Raw genomic sequence first — 17,010 nt, forward strand, 5'->3', positions numbered from 1 at the left:
GCCTCTATTGTATCCAAAAAACCTGCAAAAACCAATTTTTTAATTGCTTACGCAAAAAGATACGCAAAGGATGAAGTTGTCGGATCAGACTGTCGATTTCCCGAGAAACGGTTTCACGTCGGTTCTGAAGGTGGGCTTCAATTTGGGAGGTGGGCAAATCTACTTCCTGGAGGGTTTCGGGCCCTTTTACCCCTTTGATCTGAAAAGACTTGGGCAAAACTTTGGCACGAAAATCAATCTGGCGAACATCATTCAAAACCTTTTCCAATGTGAGCACGGGTTTCATTGACACAATCTCTCCTTACAGGGTGGGGGAAGAACTGTTTTTAGGATAAAAGCGATCCGAGTCACACTTCAGTGATGCAGGTCTCGTTTGAGCAATTTTGCGTGGAATTTGAGAAGAAAACGAAAAAAATAAGCCCGCTGATGCGAGCTTATTTTTATAAACAGGGGTGCAGGGATTCGAACCCCGGTATGTCTGAACCAAAATCAGATGCCTTACCGCTTGGCGACACCCCTGGGCAAATTGCGACGGAGAACCGTACGCCGACAGGTTCAAGAACCTGTGCTTTAAATGCACTTTTCAATTTTACCACAGGTCTTTCAGTGAACAAGGAGATAGCCTCGCGAAGACGAAAAATATTTAGCCCCAGCCTGAGTAATCTTTGCCTTTAAAGGCCCCAAGCCCTACTTGACAAGTCTTAGGAATAAAAATAAACTTAAAAAATCAGATAAATATTTATATTTTTATAAGTTTTCAATTAGATATCGAGGCCTTCCAGATGAAAAAAGCATTTCCCATCTCACTCATATTTATCATTGCGGCCTGTAGCGCACAGACAAATTTAACGCCAACCCTTCCGCAAACAGGGGTTAGCGCCCAAAATAGTCCCAGAATCCTTGAAACTTTTAAAGGCTATTTTTTAAAATCCAGCACAGATAGCCTAAAACACGCAGAAATGGGCATGCAGGTGCGTTCATTATTGGGCAAAACCTATGATAACCGGAACTCTGCGGCCAGGAACTATCTTTTTTATACGAACCAGACCCAAACTTTCGCAACAGCCACAGGCCCAGTCAGATTGGGAAAAGACGGCCTTTTGTATTTTGAAAGCTTGGAAATCTCCCAAGGTTCAACCCATCGGGTCTATTACCGTTTAGGAAAATTCAATCCCCTTCCCCCTGTTCCAAGTGAAGGAACCGCGATAGCTTTCCAATTGGATCCGGGTGTGAGCCTGAAAATGGACTGGCGCGGGATCAACCCCATGAATCATGATGAACTACATTGGTCGATTCCTCCGGCAGTACAAGCTCAAAGCCTGAGCTCCGATTTGTTTTTATAAACACGCCATTTCTCTGAAAAAATAATCCATAAGCATATATTTATCGGGTCTAAATTTGTTACCATAAACAGAGATGCAATTCTGCATCAGTCCAAAGAACAGGGTTAAGGGCACTCATTTGGACCTGAATATCATTATTACAACCAATGGCCCAGGTGAAATAGCTGCCTGGGTTCAACCTGTGGTAGAAAAACTTCGCAATCTTGTTCCACATGCCAGAATTATTATCGCACTGGTACCCTGTCCCCACAGCAGTGGTTATGAGGCCCAGGTCAGCAGCCGTTTTTTAGGTGCCAGTGTACTTCTCCCCTCTGAAACCACCCATTTTCTCTTAACGGGAAAACTCCCCCCCCATGTGGTTTTGGCGCGTGAAGGGGTCATTCTTCACCTCGGAGGCGATCAGCTTTTTTCAGTCAGTCTGGGCTGGAGAACGCGTTTTCCCGTTGTGGTTTATACCGAAAAGCTTGCCCAATGGCCCAGCCAGGTTCAACGCTTTCTTTTACGGGATGAGGGATTGTATACCCAGCATCGCAAACACAAAATTCCTGCCCATAAACTCGTCACCGTCGGTGATCTGATGGTCGACTCAGTGCATCCGACCCTGTCATCTACAGATGCCCGTAACAAGCTCAATCTGAGCCAATCCATGCCAGTGGTTTCACTGCTTCCGGGCAGCAAGCCTTTAAAAGTACTGTATTCAACTTCCTATATGCTTAAAATCGCAGATGAGCTGAGTTATCTCTTACCTGAAACTCAGTTTATTTTGCCCCAATCCCCCTTTACACCTTTGGCGCAATTGCGTGAAGCAGTTCAGGATCCGCGCTATATTTCAGTACTTGGGGGTGTTCCCGGCAAAATTGTACATGATCGCAACAGCACCTTTATCGTGACACCCCAAGGCAATAAAATACAAGTCGTACCCCCCACCTGGAACCACAATGCCCTTCAGGTTTCAGATCTGAGCATTACACTCCCAGGCACCAATACTGCAGAACTAGCAATTTTGGGGATCCCCATGGTCGTCATTCTGCCGCTCAATAAACCAGAAGTATTGCCCGTCGAAGGCCTCGGCGGGCAACTCTGCCGCCTGCCGCTCCTCGGCCCCGCATTGAAACGCCTTCTGATTCATCAGATCCTCAAAAAATTGCGTTTTGTCTCCATTCCCAACCAAAAAGCAGAGCGCCTCTTGGTGCCTGAGATTGTTGGAAACACAGACCCGCTTGAAATTGCCCAAAAGGCCTTTCAATTGTTGATGGATCCGCTGCATCGACGTGAAACCAGTCTCACCCTACGTTCGCTCATGCCCGCACAAAATACAGCCGAAACCTTGGTGCAAAATCTGCTCGAAATTTTTGAGTTGCATTATGCCTGCCATCCCCACCCCATTCCTTATCGGCACCTTGACTCCAGTCATCCGCCTCAACCCACTGACTCTGATTCTACCAGTGGCACCAAACGGTCAGGTTAAATGAGCCGCTTTTGCTCAGGGCACTTGAACAATGGGTGAAATCAATAAAATTGGCTCAAACCCTTTTGATGTAAAAATTACACAACTGGGGCCAGATCAGCGTTTCAAGCGCGAAACAGCCATTACGGATGAAGAACAAAAACGCGATTCATCTCCTCAACAACAGCAGACCTCAACCCCTCAATCTCAGGCTCAAAACCAGGAAAATCCTGGCATGACGGGCATGTTAGAAGCGCTGAGAAAACGTCAGGAAGAACAAAATACCAACGAATATATTGACCGACGCGCCGCGCAACAAAGAGAACGCAACCGACAGGCCTCTGAAGACTATATCCGCAATGTCAATGAAGTCCGTGAAGAATTGGCCGAAAAAGCCGATGAAATGCTTGAGGATACCAAGGGCTACAACAAGGTCTATACCTCACGGCTTCAAGACATCAGCCAAAAACATGTGGAAAAACTACTGAAACACGAATCAAAGCACAAGCTGGTCGAAAAAGCTAAAATTTTGAAACAGGAGGGCCAAAAAGAACAGGACCAGAAACAGCCTGAGCTTTCCTCAGCCAAGGCAAAGATCAGACCTGAACTCTCAAAGCTGCTGAATGAACGCAGCGAAAAACAAAACGAAAAATTGTCAGCAAAAGCACAAGAGACGGACGAAGCGCAAAGCCACCGTAAATTGCTTGACAATGCGGTTAATAAACTGCGCATGAAACTGGGAGGCGCACATATCAACCCCAGCAAAGGTATTCCTGGGGAATTAAACCCGATCTTGCAACAAGCTGGCGCAGACTATCCGCTGGGCCCCAAACGTGAAGCAGGTGTCTTCAGACCCGATCTTGAACAGGTCGAACATTCGATCGCCCATTCCCGCGCGCTGAAGAATGAAGAGGGCAATCGCTATATTCCACTTGAAGAAGCAGATGTCCAAAAATTGATGTATGAAAATAAATTGCCGCTTCACCAGTCCATGGTGCAGTCGTTGTTGTTGGCTTCGCATCGTCTGCGGGACTCAAGCCACCATTTTCAAAAAGCGGCTGTTTTAATTGCAACAGCAGGCCTGATGCCCGAAACCAATTTAATGCAGGTCGTCACTGACGCCCTGCGAACCTACGAAAAATACCTTCGGCCCAGTATTTTGCGCAAACTTCTGCACTATATCATGGGCCAAAAAATCCAACAGATGAATCAGGGACAAAAAAGTCTGAATACCCCCTTGATTGAGACGCCTCTTTCAGAAGATGATCCCCTTTTGCTTCAAACCCAGTTTGTTCCAAACTTTAAAGGCGGAAAAGGTAAATTGGCAACCGGCTTGCCCGCTCAACAAGCGCCTTTGCCCAGCAACCCAGATCGCAGCAAATCCCCCCTCTACAAAGCCATGGCACGCGAAGAAGTCAAAATTCTAACGCCAGAAGAAATTGCAAAAGCCTATGACGAAGCCCCTGATATTCACCCCTTGCACGAAGAAGTCACTCAGCTTTTAAAGAAATTTGGACTGCCAGCCAGTAAACTCATGGTCCAACAATTGGTGCAAAGTGCTCAGGGCAATCCCCTCAAAGCCCAGGCCATGGCCCTGCAATTGGCCCAGGGAAAAGCCTTACAACCTCAAGCCCTGGAGAGTTTGGAACAGGCCTTGATACAGCTAACGCCTGAAGAACGCGCCTTGCCCCCCGAAGCACTCTTTGAACGTTTGGGTCTTGAGATCAATGATAAATTAAGAACCCGACTGACAGATCTTGATTCCCAGGAAAATCAACCAGAGCAGCTCAGTCGGGCTCAAAATCAAAAATGGCTTGAACTTTTAAAAGGTCCCCTGTCAGCATTTCGTCCGCACCTAGAAAAAGCATCGATACCAGCCAAAGAATCGATTCTCCTGCTTCAAAGCCTTGCAGAGAGAACCGAAACACTCAACAGTCTCATGCCCCGTTTACAACAAGCCTTCCGATTGCAGCCCAGCCAAGCGTTGGAAATGGCTGAGAAGATCAGATCAGGTCTTAAAACTGCAGTGGATACACTGCAAATCCCAACGGATCGCAGCCTAAAAGCTGAAAGCAAAATGCAATTGACGCAAGCCTATGCCAAAGTTTTAAAAACAGGATCTGATCTTCAGCTGATGCCTGAGCTGATTCAACGTTTACAATGGCAAAGACCGGTCACCTTAAGCGTAGAAGGGATGCAGCCCGAAGACTGGCAGTTACCTGAAACCCAGCTTACGACTCCGCTCCCCCAAAATCAAGACGTTCAGAAATCTGAAAATACCCTGTTTGACGCTCTTTTGGCCAAACTTCCTGAAAACACAGTCAAAATGCTTGAGAAAATGCCCATGGCCCGCAATGCACTGCAACAGATTTTGACTTTGGCCGAAAAAACAGGCTTAAACGAGCCCATGCTCAAGCAATTGGAAAAACGTTTCAATCAAACAGACGTGCTTCCCCTGCTGCAACGTGCAGAGCACCTCAGTCCTCTCTTAAAACAAAGTCTTTCCCAATGGGCGCCCCCTGCGGGTCAGGTCCTCAGCCAGGAAAGTCAACAGCAGCTCCTGCATGTGATCGGTCAACAACTCGACAAAGGGGGGCAAGCCTATCTCTTGCCACGCGTGATGGCAGATTTGCGTTGGATGGCCCCAGAAAAAATGTCAAAATCACTTCCGAGTTTGCAGGCCACCCCCCTTGCCAATTCAGCGCCACAAACAGCCAAAGCGCAAGCAAGCGAGCCTGTAACACAAAAAACCAACCTGGTGAGTGCTTCAAAAACCAGCAGCCATCCTGCCTTGCCAAAACTTGAGCAACCAAACCAACCCTTCCATCCCACCCTTTGGGTGGATCAATGCCTTGAAAACGTATCCTTGATCAGCCCTCAGCAAAAACAGATCACGCGAGAAAGCCTCTTGTTGCTGGCCCAACTTTCCGAACGCACCGAAACGCTGGAAAAATTATTGCCCAAGGTCAGCCAGCTGATTCAAACCCAACCCCAACTGACGGTGCTTCAACTCGAAAAAATTCAACCGGCTCTGCAAACAGCCTTAGAGCAATACCTGGCAGCCGGGGCACAACCTTTGGCTCAGAACAATCAAAAGGCCTTTGTTGAAGTCATTACAGGCTATTTACAAACCCGTCCGCTGGGCATGGAATCGGTTTCCCAAAATCCGCTTGAAAGTCTCTGGAGTCGTTTTTATTCAGGTGAAATGCCAGGAAAACTGCAAAACGTTCTTGAAGAACCCGAAGCACGACAAGGCTTTATGGATCTGCATCGCCTGATTCAGGATTTTGAGCTCAGCAGCTACAGTCAGCAATCCGCTCTCAAAACCTGGCAAGCATGTCTGCCCGAGCTGGCCCAGAGATTATCCCAGTTGCCGCAAATTCTGCAACCCACCCTTGAACATTTAAACAATTATCCGCAACAGCAATGGCTCGTTTCTGGCACGCTCCAAAATCGCATCACACAGGCCCTGCAACAATTTCTCACAACCGGGCAAGCTGAGGCCTTGCAGACAGTTCTTGTGCGTTTCATGACAGAAAACCCACATCAAAGAGACCCCTTGCCTTTGGTGGCAGAACGTCTGCGTCAATGGGGACTAAATGCAGAACCCGCACTGTCACAGCATCTCTGGCAATTGGCTGGGGGTTCCAAGGATCGCCTGGATGCTTTGGCCCTTTTAAATCAGAACCACTTGCCCTTGGTTCCAGAAAATACGGAATTGGTGCTCAGCTTTCTCAAAGGTATCCCCCCCCAAAACCGCTTTCAAAGTGCAAGTCAAATTCTCAGTTTTCTGAGCCCACGCCTGATCACCTTAATCGACCAGAAACTGCGCGCAGAAAATGCCCAGGCTCCAAGCCCAGAACTCAAAAACGAGAGCGGCAATCGCTTGCCTATACTTTCTCAATTCTTGGCACAACCCTTGCCTGGAAGTTTGAATAAAATTCAAGCCACCCTGCAATCCATGCCCAACCCATTTCTCGTTTTTGATGAACTGGAGCAAGCCATCAGCCAATTGAGCGTTCTTTTTACCCAAACCCCCAAAGCTCAGAACATTCACCAGTGGTTGCTGCTCTTCAAAACACAGATCCAGGAACTGCAAACGCTCTTGAAACAATTCCCCATGCAGATTCCCCTCTTGCCCAGCACGTTGGATCCCATGCGAGATCTTCTGATGAAAATGCAAAGCGCTTTTCTGGAATTGGAAAATACTTTTGATGCAGAGGGCATTTTACTGCCCCGTACAGGTGATTGGCTCGGAAGACTGCCAGCCCAACTCAAGCAAATATTAACCAGTCTGGTTCAAAATCAGGCCTTGCCAAGTGATGCCTCTCTGTTGAGCAGAGCTTTCATTCAAAAAATGAACCCCTTTGCTCTGGAAATGAGTAAGTTTTCTCAAAACCTTGCAGAAACACAGAATAGCTTAGAGATTTATCGTCAGCAACGCGCTCCACAAACGGATCTGGAATCTTTGCACCTCGATTTACAAAATTTTACTCAGAGTTTAGTCCAAGCCCAAGCCAAACCCGGAAAAGAACAGGCCCTTCAAACGATTCGTCAGTTTATTCGACAACTTTCAAGCCCAATCAACCATTCTGACAGTATCATGAAAGCTTTTCTCGAGCTGGAAGCTGAGCTCAAACCGCTCTTACAAGCCCCCCCCGAATTGGGCACCTGGAGTTCACGTTTGCCCGTACAAATCATGAGCCTGCTGTCTCAACTGCTTGCGCCTGAAGAGGTGCCACAATTGCTTGCACAAACACAGCAGGTCTTGCCCCGAATGATGCTGCTCTTGAAACAATTGCCTGAAACACAATCCAATACTCCGATTGCTGAACAAACGCTCTTTCTCCCCCAAGAATTGCCCGAGTCAGCATTGCAAGAAATTAACAAGATTCAAGAAATGCCCCAAGATCTCGTCGCACTTCAAAATTATTTGAAGGCTTTGGGTATTCCAATGCATCAAAACGACAACTTACAGCAAATTTTGGATTTAGCCCAGGGATCACGGGAGCGTCTGGATACTATTGCCATGCTCTTGCGCAGCCAGATGCCTTTATTGCCTGCCCATATTCAAATCATGGCAGAATATGTTCGGCTTTTGCCCCCGCAGGAACGTTTCAAAAGTATCTCTCAAATTCTCTTGTATTTGAGTGATACCTTGATTGAAAAAATGAAAGCCGAGCTGAAACAGAAAGGCAAACCGGCCCATCTCAACAGCCTGGCGCAAGGCCAAGGTTGGGAATTGGACGAAGAAGCAGAGGCGACAGGCTCCAAACTCTTAAAACAATTCCCAGGAGAGGTTTCAAAGGACACCTTGGAAAGCATGCGCTATCTGCTCAAAAGCCCTTTGCCCAAAACCCCGCAAAATCTTGAAAAGCTACAAACCTTGATGCATATGCCTTTTCAACCGCAACGTCTTTTGCAACCTGCTCAAGAACCTTTGGCCCATCTCTTAAGCCTGCTTCAAGTAACCCTGCCCGCTGAAGCAGCCTATACCCTGGCAGCCAAAAATTTTATTCAAGCCGTTCTCAATTATTTCCAAAACCTGCAAACGATTCTTTCACCCGCTCAACAAGCCCAATTGGGCCCGTGGTTAATGTCATTGACACAAGCACTGGAAGAAGAAGAACAGGCCTTTATAAAGCGACTGGAAAAGCTTGAATCCGAACTTCAGGCCGAGGGAGGAGAAAAAACGCATCAAAAAGAAGGTTGGCTGGGCCGCATTCTGCGACAAGTCAACGGAATAGCACAACGAATAGAAAAGCAAGCCCCTGATCAACAGGAAGAAGTCAAACGCATCCTTCAGCGTTTTCAGCAGGAAGCCAGACATCTTCAAGCTCAACTTTCAGGGCTGCAAACCTACCTCAGTGCAGAAGCTGTTCAGAGTCAAATCAGCGGGCCAGCTCAGTCACTTGAACCGCAACCCTTGCTGATGATTCCTGCCTATATTCAGAGCCTGGGGTATCCCGTAGAAATCTGTCTTCAGGAAAACCCCAAAGAGAAAGAAAGTGGCTCAGGAAAGAGTGGTGGCTCACAAATTCAACTCAGCGTAAAAACGCATACCCTGGGAACCCTGATTTTCCAGATTTCGACCCAAGGAAAGGCCTTGCATCTACGTTTGGGCGTCGAGAAAAAATCAACCCAAGCCTGGATTCAACCCTATCTCGAGGCCTTGCCTCAGAAGCTTTCGGATCTGCCCTGGGAGATTCAATCCCTGCAAACCTATCTGATTGCTCCAGAATACCAAGGGCACAACCTGATTGCACGGCAAATGCGCACCAAATACCGACAGGGCGCTATCGACGCCCTTTAATTTGCCAAACCACTCAATCTGACCGAAATCACTCCCCAGCATGTTATATTCTGCTCTTATTTGGGTATAAAATAATAAAATGAGCACGTTTTTAAAAGGGATCTATTTGTGAGCAAGATATACGGCAATCAACAGGGCGTCAATTTTAGCCCACTGCTTCAAAAAAAACTCAATCAGGCTGACAGCAACCAAAATGGGGTATCACTCCAGGAAGTAAAAAAAATCACGGGTGAAGATCTTCAGCTCTCACCTGAAGAAGCAAAAAAACAGGGAATCGATGAAACCAGTCGTCTGGCCCTCAATACAGCCCTCAAAGAAGCCCGCAGTACCTCAATGTCTCCCAATAGCCTTCTCTTCCCTGCCGTCGGTTCAGCTCAAACTTCTGCCCAACCCAAGCCAAAACCGACAGACTTGGATGCTGAAACCCGTCGCAGCTTGATGAAAGATCCAGAAGTTCGCACCCTGGGCAAAGGTTCACGCAATTTTCTCGATGTGCTCAATCCTGTGGATTCACCCGGTGATGCCGTTCAAATCCGCTTGGAGGGTGAAGCTGGAGTTCGACTCTGGGGGCCCTTGGGGGTAGAAGCCAGCGGCAGCGCAGGCATTAAAGTCGCCATGGGAGATGATGGCTTGTATTATCTGAGTTTCGATGCCCAAGCGGATATCGGGGTTGCAGCCAGTACCCAAAATGCCAAAATCAAAGCCGCTGGTGGCGGGGCCATTGCCCAAATTTATCGCTTTGAGAACAAAGAGCAAATCAATCAATTTCTCTTAGAACAATTCAACCAAAAATTGTCCCCCGATTTACGCAGTCAATTTTTACCGCAATTGGAACGCAATACAAAATCCATGGGTGTTCGCCCGATCACCCACACAGCTGTCTATGGAAAGGTCGCTGGACAAGTAAAATTGGGCAAAGTCGAAGTAGATGCCTCTTTCGAACGGCGCTCAACCACAGCCACCTATCGCACCCCTTCAGGAAAGTCTGTGGTCAGCCATGACAGAAGCGATACCACCCAAGTCAATCTCAAACTGGGTGAGCGGGTCAAACTCTCTGGAACCTATACACATTTCCATATTGATAAGGATCCTTGGATCCCTGAAAATACGGGTACCTACAATAAAATTGAAGGCAATATTTCACTCACCTTCACCAAAGAAGAAGTCGCAGCCCTTTCCAAAGGTCAAAAACTGGGCATGACAGCGGGGATTGGCCTGCAACTCAGTCTGATGGCTACAGATATGGGTTTGACGGGGGCTGCAGCAGACAAATTTATTGGGTCGGTGATGGAAAAAGCCGCAAAGAATATTCAAGGCGCAGAGGGCAGCAAGAAATCCTCTTCACTGACCCTGGGTATTGCCCTGCAGGCACAATGGGAATCAGATCAAGATGGGGGCTCAGGAGAACTTCAGTATTTCAGAGTTGGCAGCGTGGTTTCTGTTGAAAAATCAGCCTCAGTGGATCTCGGTGTAGCCTATGGCAGCGTCAAAGGCAGCGCATCGGCCACCGATGTAACCGATGTGGTGGTCGGAAATAAGGACGAGACCTACCTGGCAGGACTCTATTTCAATAACCGCAAACAATACGAAATTGCCAAAGCAAAATTGGGAGGTTCCCAGGCCCTGGTGGGCAAGGGCAATACGCGAAAGTCTCTTGCCGCTTGGGAAAAACAATGGCAAACACAAGAAGGCAGAAACCGAACCGCCCCACTGGTCAGCGAACAGATCAGTGATTTTGGAAAAGCGCAGAAACTCTACGATTTTGTCAGCAAAAACTTTAAAAAACTGGATGGAAATGGGGATGGTTTTATTTCAGAAGATGAGCTTTCTGCAGCAAAACGCAAACCCGAATTTTCGTCTCGGGAAGCTCAAAACCATTTGGCAGAACTCAGCCGCAAAATAGGCGATTTAGAGGAACTCAGCAATGACGAATGGGGCGATGAGAATGATGGTATCACCCTTGCAGATATCAAGGTTTATCTCGAAAACGCCAAGAATATGGTGCCCGGAAACTGATTCAACGTGCAAATTTATGAAGACCTGCTGAGCGAAACTCGCTTTTTAAATGAAGAGTTAACAACACCCCCTGAATTGATCTATTCAGGTCATCACGTAGAACCAAAGCGCCTGCGAATAGCGCTTCAAACCCAGTACGAAGAACTCAAGGAATTGAGTCTGACGTGGATACTTGAGCATTCCTCAGAACTTGAACTGTTTGAAAGCCTGATCCTTGAAGCAGGTTATCAAGTCGATCTGATCAAAGCTTTGATTTTTTCAGGAAATCATCAAATCAGCCTCACCTGGCGTGCCAAACCAGACACCTTGAAAACCTTGTCTCAAAGCCTTTTGCCACTCAACCCAAATTCTGGTCTGGCGAAGGGCGATACTTCTGGTTTCGCACTTGCCAATGACTTAGACCACGACTACCAATTTACGAAACTTGAACAATCTGAACTCTGATTTCAAAATCACGTTTCGGATCGAAGACAAAGGCTTGCATCAAGCGCCATAATAGAAAAATGCAAAAAATTCGAATCTTTCTTGGCTACGTGCTCCTGCTGAGCCTGTTTTTGCAAGCCTGTGAATGGAGTCTGCCCCAAAACCAGGGAAACCCCATAAAAGCGCTCAATACTTTGCCTGAAAATACAGGTTTTAAACGGGCCTTGGCCCCCATCCCCTTCCAGTTTCCAAGGGATTCTGGCCCCCATCCAGATTTTCAGACAGAGTGGTGGTACTATACCGGCAATTTGGCAACAGTTCAGGGAAGAAGATTTGGCTACCAACTCACTTTTTTCAGACGGGGCCTAAAACCAGGAACCCCCCAAAATTCAAATCCCTGGGCCAGCCACCAAATTTATTTTGCACACTTGGCGCTCAGTGATATTCAAGCCCAAAAATTTCATGCCCAAGAAACCTGGAACAGAGGTGCCCAAGCACAGGCTGGAGCAGAGGCCTCCCCCTTTCGGGTCTGGGTCAATGATTGGGAAGTCAAAGCATCTGGCGCGGGTTTTCAGCTGCATGCAAATACCAACGCGTTTGAACTGAATTTTCGACTCGATTCACAAAAACCAATCGTTTTACACGGCAACCAGGGTCTTAGCCAAAAAAGTGCTGAAAAGGGCAATGCTTCCTATTATTATTCTCAAACACGACTCAAAACCCAAGGATTTATCAAGCTGAAGACTCAAAGATTTGAGGTCAAGGGCTTAAGTTGGCTGGATCGGGAATGGAGTACCAGTGTGCTTTCCAAGCAACAGGTGGGTTGGGATTGGTTTTCCTTGCAATTGGATGATCAGCGAGAATTGATGCTCTATCAAATTCGCAACAAATCAGGCAGCCGGGATCCTGTTTCATCGGGCAGTTTGATTGATAAGAACGGAAAAGTGGTGCATCTTGTTGCTCAAGATTTTAAAATCTCGAAACTGGGTGTTTGGAAAAGTCCCCAAACAGGTATTCAGTATCCCTCAGGCTGGAAAGTCGAGGTGCCGGCACATCAACTCTCACTGAGCTTAGAACCCCTTCAAAAAGACCAGGAACTCAGATTGGGTTTTACCTATTGGGAAGGCGCAGTCAAAATAAAGGCCCAAGGCATCACAGGCTTTGGTTATGTTGAATTAACAGGCTATCCCTGAATCAATTGGCTTGCGGAGGCAAAGCCTGAATTTGCTCAAAAACTTCATGGGTCCAGGATTTGGCAATTTTGGAACCCTCGGTACCCCAGTAATGCAAACCATCGCCCCCTTTTTCAGGGTATTCCGTCAAAGGACGGGAATCAATAAATGCCCCATACTGAGAGGCCGCAGCCTTGAGATGGTTGTAGAGATTCGTTTGTTTTGAATTCGGCTTTTTACTTTCACGCCCATCGGGCGGGCCAACCCAAATAATCTGCGCTCCACTCGCTTTGGCAATTTCAGCCAGTTCTTTGACCTGGCTTTCAATCGTGGCAGCATTTGCGCCGATTAAATTGGCCCCCAAAGAAATCATAATCACCGTGGGCTGATGCTTTTTGAGCAAATCTGGAAGTTTGGGTGTGGGGTGAGGCGCGCGCCAATCCTTCGGGGCGTCCACCTTGCCCTGATCATCGCGACTGAAGAAACCAGAATGGGTAGACGTTCCTTTTAACCACCAGGAAGGCGAAGAGCCTGCCGAGCCATAGGTTGACACCTGAGCCCCCGTGGCACGCAGTAGTTTATCCATTTCTTGGCCATAAATACCAACCGTATGCGAATCGCCAATATGCAGAACCTTGGTCCCCGGCCCGATTAAAGGACGCCCGGACGAAAACAAATCCAAACTGGGAGAAGCTTTTGCAGAAGACGCTTCTGGGGTTTGAAAGTGATCCTCAGGGGGCGGCAACTGAATCTGGGGAAATTCAGCTTTAAACAGACTGGAAGGAGGCTTTAAACCCGCAGCCCGTAAGAGGCTCGGCAGTTGACCGTTTTGAGGTGGGATTTGAGGCATCAGTTCTTTCCTTATCTTGTCGCTCTGATCATTATATCGTTCTGGCCCGTGAGAATCTTGTCAGAATTCAGAAGCTGAATGCATCGCGATTGTCATCAAAAGTTTAGAATTTAATATTTGATTTATATTTGTTTAACTTAAGTTTAAGCTCTAGCAGTTTATCTCTGTTTTCAGCGATAAGTTCACTAAGACACATACATTCAAAGATCACGAACTGGAGCAAAACGGATGCAAATTTCGGCCCTTACGCGCCCATCCCCTCTCAGCCTCAAAACACAGACACACCCCAGCTCCCTCACGCCAACCCCCAAAGAAAATCTGCCTTTGGGGCAGGATCAGGTTTTTCTCTCCAGCGCAATCATACAAGTCAATCAACACCCCTTGATCGCCAGCAGTTTGGTAGGAGCTGTCGTAGGCACAGCCACAGGTGCAGGTATCGGCGCATTGCTGCCGCTGAGTTCTGCCAAAGGAATCGGTCTGGGGGCTGCTTTTGGTGGCGGAGCCGGTTTGGTAGCGGGTATAGGCACGGGCCTGGCTGTCGAGCATTGGTTAAAAGGGAAAGTTTCTGCTTCCACAGCCGGGCTGATAGCGGGAACCGTTGCTGGCGCCAGCAGTGGTGCTTTGCTGGGTATCACCCTGGGGGGCAGCAAATTGATGGGTGCAGCGGCAATCGCCATTCCAGGTGCTCTCGCAGGTCTTGCGGGTGGATTGGCAGCTTCGGTCTATCAAAAAAAACAATCCGAAGCCCCCACCCCCTAGCCCCTTTGCAAAATTCTATTCTTTTTGCGCAGCCAGGCTTTGTAGCTTTCGTGCAAAGCAAAGAGCAGAATCGGAAAGGGCAGCAAGAGCCAGAGATCCTGCCAGGGGATATAGGCGGTATTGAATACAAATTGTATCGGCTTCAGGTTCAAGAGCATCCAAATCCAGACAAGATCAAAGCTCAAGGCACCCAAGAGGTAGGGATTGGAAAAGAAGCCAACACTCCAAGCCGAGAACTCATAGGATCGCAAGCTTAATGCATTGAAAATCTGACAGGTAACCGCCCCCAAGAGCGTCATGGTCATGGCCTGTTTATGCAGAATTGAATTGTTGATGCTTAAATCGCCATAGACCCAGCCGTGAAGCATTAAAAAGCCAATAAAGCCAAACATCGAAGCACTGATTTCAACCATGCCGTTCATTAAATAGCCGCGTTTAAAGACCTCCCAATCCAGAATTTTTTCATGGCGATTCACGGGTGGTCTTTTCATAATATTGGCTTCAGGGGGCTCAGACCCCAAGGCAATACCGGGGATCAAATCTGAAGCCAAATCAATCGAAAGAATTTGAATCACAGAAAGCGGAAGCGGTATTTTAAAGAAAAAAGAAAATACATATGGCAAAATTTCAGGAATATTAGAAGTCAAATGATAGGTTACAAACTTTTTGATATTAAAATAAACAGTTCTCCCCTCTTCAATCGCAGCCACGATCGATCTAAAATTATCATCCAGAAGGATCATGTCCGCTGCTTCTTTGGTAACATCGGTTCCGGCCTTGCCCATGGCAATGCCGATATCCGCTTTGCGCAAAGCGGGCGCATCGTTGACTCCATCTCCAGTCATGGCTACAATTTCCCCATTGTTTTGCAGAACAGAGGCAATCAACAATTTTTGACTGCTCTCCATACGCGCAAACAATATGTCCTGAGATTTTAAGATCCGGGCCAATTCCTCTTCGGGTAGCACACGCAATTCGGAACCCGTCATCACCCGATCGACACGCAAGCCAATTTTCCGGGCAACAGCCTCAGCAGTACGGGGATGATCTCCTGTAATCATCAAAATACGTATGCCTGCGGTATAACAATTCTGAATCGCACCCGCCACCTCTGGACGGGGCAAGTCCATAATCGCCACAAGCCCCAAAAGGCAGAGATTTTTTTCTTCTGTGCCCTCAGCCTTAGCCAAAGCCAAAACCCGAAAAGCTTGGCTTTCAAAACGTTCTGCAGCCTGTATCATATTTTCACGATCTGCGGGTTCCAAAGGCAGGCATTGTCCCCCTTCCACCATCTGGTGGCTGCATAGATTGAGAATCACTTCAGGGGCCCCTTTTGAAAGCAGGATCTTTTTGTCTTGAAATTCAACTTCTGTCGACATCATCCTGCGTTCACTCGTAAAGGGAATTTCACCCACCCGCGTGAATCCAGCAAGCGAATGGGGAATTTTTTTACTGGCGGCCACCAAAGCCAGTTCAGTGGGATCTCCCAAGGCTGTTTGGGCTTCAATTCGGGCATGAGAATTTAAGACGGCGGCTCGAATCAAATCTTCAAGGCGCACCAAGGTATCGGCAGTCACAGCCTGGCTGTCCCAGGTTCCCGCTTGAAAATAGCCTTCGCCACTTAAATTGATCAGCTCTCCAGAGGAGAGCCAGATATGACGCACTGTCATTTCGTTGCGGGTTAAGGTTCCCGTTTTGTCTGTGCAAATCACCGTTGCAGAACCCAAGGTTTCAACTGAATCCAAATTTTTGACAAGGGCATTGCGCTTCGCCATGCGCTGACTGGCCATGGAAAGTGAGAGCGTAATCGTGGGTAAAAGCCCTTCGGGAACATTGGCAACAATCAAGGAAAGTGCAAAAATCGCAGCGGTTAGCCAGCCCTTGCCAGAAAGCAAGCCCAAAATCAGGAAGAGAATGCCCATCGCAAAGGCAATACTGGTTAAAATACGCGTAATATCGATAATCTCGCGTTGCATGGGAGAAATGTTTTTTTTGACATCTCGCGTCAGTGTCGCAATTTTGCCAAATTCCGTTGCAGCCCCGGTAGCAAAAACCACAGCACGCCCATTGCCTGAAACGACACTGGTACCCGCAAAAACAATATTGCGGGCTTCCAACTCACGCGCGCACGGATCGGGTTCTGAGACCCGATTCGCGGGCATGGACTCCCCGTTCAGGGTGGACATATTGATGCGTAAATCATGGGCTTCAATCAAAATGGCGTCGGCAGGAATCGCATCTCCTTCTTCTAAAAGCAAAATATCTCCCGGCACGATTAAGCTGGCATCAATCTTTTGCTGCCTTCCCCCCCGAATTACGCGGTTAAAGGCTGGCATGAGCCGCAAGAGTGCCTCCATGGCCCGATCTGCCTTGAACTCCTGCCAAAAAGAAAAACTGGCATTTACAAAGACGGCACCCAAGATGGCCCAAGCCAAAACATCATTGCCCTGACCCGGCTCATAGAAATTGGCGATAAAAGCCAGAACTGAAGCAACTTCCAGGAGCAGGGCAAAGAATTGCAGATATTGACGAAAATAGGCTTGAAGCCAATTTTTACGCGGACGATTGGCAATCTTATTGGGGCCAAACTCTTCAAAACGTCTGTGCGCAGTTGTTTCACTCAAACCATCAGCTTGGGTATCCAAACGTTTCAAGACTTCGGGAGCTGGTAAGCTGTGTAATTTCAT

At 47.7% G+C, this 17,010-nt stretch carries 10 protein-coding genes and 1 tRNA gene; 7 read left to right on the plus strand and 4 right to left on the minus strand.

Annotated features, from left to right (window positions below; all coding sequences use genetic code 11):
- Positions 1-4: 4 nt before the first annotated feature.
- Together COW20_20055 and COW20_20060 are read right to left on the minus strand one after the other, a co-directional pair.
- On the minus strand, positions 5-286 hold the full coding sequence (locus COW20_20055; GenBank protein PIW45427.1) for a hypothetical protein: 282 nt from the start codon (positions 284-286) through the stop codon (positions 5-7).
- Positions 287-447: 161 nt separating this feature from the next.
- Positions 448-519: transfer RNA gene (locus COW20_20060), tRNA-Gln, on the minus strand.
- A gap of 263 nt (positions 520-782) precedes the next feature.
- Here COW20_20060 and COW20_20065 point away from each other — a divergent pair.
- From COW20_20065 to COW20_20090, 6 genes are all read left to right on the plus strand, one after another.
- Complete coding sequence (locus COW20_20065) at positions 783-1,343, plus strand: hypothetical protein (GenBank protein PIW45428.1); 561 nt, start codon at positions 783-785, stop codon at positions 1,341-1,343.
- 118 nt (positions 1,344-1,461) lie between these two features.
- Positions 1,462-2,811: a hypothetical protein gene (locus tag COW20_20070; protein ID PIW45429.1), complete on the plus strand. Its 1,350-nt coding sequence runs from the start codon at positions 1,462-1,464 to the stop codon at positions 2,809-2,811.
- Between the two features lie 31 nt (positions 2,812-2,842).
- Positions 2,843-9,103, plus strand: coding sequence for a hypothetical protein (locus COW20_20075; GenBank protein PIW45430.1), 6,261 nt, complete (start codon positions 2,843-2,845; stop codon positions 9,101-9,103).
- 108 nt (positions 9,104-9,211) lie between these two features.
- The gene (locus COW20_20080) at positions 9,212-11,119 is read left to right on the plus strand and encodes a hypothetical protein (protein ID PIW45431.1); all 1,908 of its coding nucleotides are present in this window, start codon (positions 9,212-9,214) and stop codon (positions 11,117-11,119) included.
- Positions 11,120-11,125: 6 nt separating this feature from the next.
- On the plus strand, positions 11,126-11,563 hold the full coding sequence (locus COW20_20085; GenBank protein ID PIW45432.1) for a hypothetical protein: 438 nt from the start codon (positions 11,126-11,128) through the stop codon (positions 11,561-11,563).
- A gap of 59 nt (positions 11,564-11,622) precedes the next feature.
- The gene (locus COW20_20090; GenBank protein ID PIW45433.1) at positions 11,623-12,735 is read left to right on the plus strand and encodes a carotenoid 1,2-hydratase; all 1,113 of its coding nucleotides are present in this window, start codon (positions 11,623-11,625) and stop codon (positions 12,733-12,735) included.
- A 1-nt stretch (position 12,736) separates the two neighbouring features.
- On the opposite strand, the gene COW20_20095 is transcribed toward COW20_20090, so the two are convergent.
- Entirely contained in the window at positions 12,737-13,564 is an 828-nt protein-coding gene (locus COW20_20095) for a hypothetical protein (GenBank protein PIW45434.1), read from the minus strand.
- A 228-nt stretch (positions 13,565-13,792) separates the two neighbouring features.
- Between COW20_20095 and COW20_20100 the strand changes: the two genes are divergently transcribed.
- A complete protein-coding gene (locus COW20_20100) occupies positions 13,793-14,323 on the plus strand; it encodes a hypothetical protein (protein ID PIW45435.1) in 531 nt (176 codons plus the stop codon).
- Here COW20_20100 and COW20_20105 read toward each other — a convergent pair.
- Entirely contained in the window at positions 14,320-17,010 is a 2,691-nt protein-coding gene (locus tag COW20_20105) for an ATPase (protein ID PIW45436.1), read from the minus strand. The two genes, COW20_20100 and COW20_20105, sit on opposite strands and share 4 nt — an antisense overlap.

The sequence above is a fragment of the bacterium (Candidatus Blackallbacteria) CG13_big_fil_rev_8_21_14_2_50_49_14 genome (genome assembly GCA_002783405.1).
Lineage (GTDB): Bacteria > Cyanobacteriota > Sericytochromatia > UBA7694 > UBA7694.